Genomic DNA, 938 nt, shown 5'->3' with positions numbered 1-938 from the left:
AGCTGGTCAATTCTGTCAGGTGCGGGTGGTTCAATTACAAGTCCATCGAGTCCATTCTCAAGCTTTAGTGGAGTAGTTGGAACAGTTTATACGCTTCAGTGGACAGAAACTAATGGAAGCTGTTCAGATAATGATACGGTAAAAATCACCTTCTTTGATAACCCAACACCAGCCAATGCTGGCCTAGATAAGGATATCTGTGGGCCTACAGCATTATCAGCTAATACTGCATCAGGATTTAGAGAAACAGGTACTTGGTCTGTAGTTGCAGGAGCAGGCGGAAGCTTTAGCGATGCGAATAGCCCAACAGCGACATTTACAGGAACAGAAGGTGTGAATTATACATTGCGTTGGACCATCAGCAATGGTGTATGTCCAATCAGCTCAGACGATGTAGTAATTACAGTAGAAGTAAACGATGTTGAAGCTGATGCTGGATCAGATCAAAATGTATGTGGAACACAAACCTTCCTTGGTGCAGTTTATAGCACAGGTAGTACAGGAAGCTGGTCAATTCTATCGGGAGCAGGAGGAAGTGTAACTACACCAAGCAGTAATACTTCAAAATTCACAGGAACAGTAGGAACTACCTACACGCTTCAGTGGACTGAAAATAGTGGAACTTGTTCCGATACTGATATAGTTGAAATCACTTTCTTCGATAATGTGACCGTTGCAGCAGCAGGCTCAGACCAAGAGACATGTAACACTTCAGTGACCATGGCAGCCAATGCGGCCTCAGGATTTAGAGAGACCGGTACATGGTCTGTTGTTTCAGGAGCAGGAGGAAGCTTTGCCGATGCAAATAGCCCAATTTCAACCTTTACAGGAACCAAAGGTGTAAGCTATACGCTACGATGGACAATCAGCAATGGTGTTTGCCCAATTAGTTCAGACGATGTTGTCGTTACTTTGAGCGATGATGTAACCGCCAATGC

The 938-nt window shown here is 44.3% G+C and carries 1 protein-coding gene; it reads left to right on the top strand.

Annotated elements, in window-relative coordinates:
- The coding region (locus AWW68_RS10910; protein WP_157717616.1) for a hypothetical protein at positions 1 to 938 on the top strand (938 nt) is incomplete at both ends.

The sequence above is a fragment of the Roseivirga spongicola genome (genome assembly GCF_001592965.1).
GTDB lineage: Bacteria > Bacteroidota > Bacteroidia > Cytophagales > Cyclobacteriaceae > Roseivirga > Roseivirga spongicola.
Note: the sequence above shows the minus strand (reverse complement) of the source record. Positions and strands in the feature narration are given on the sequence as shown.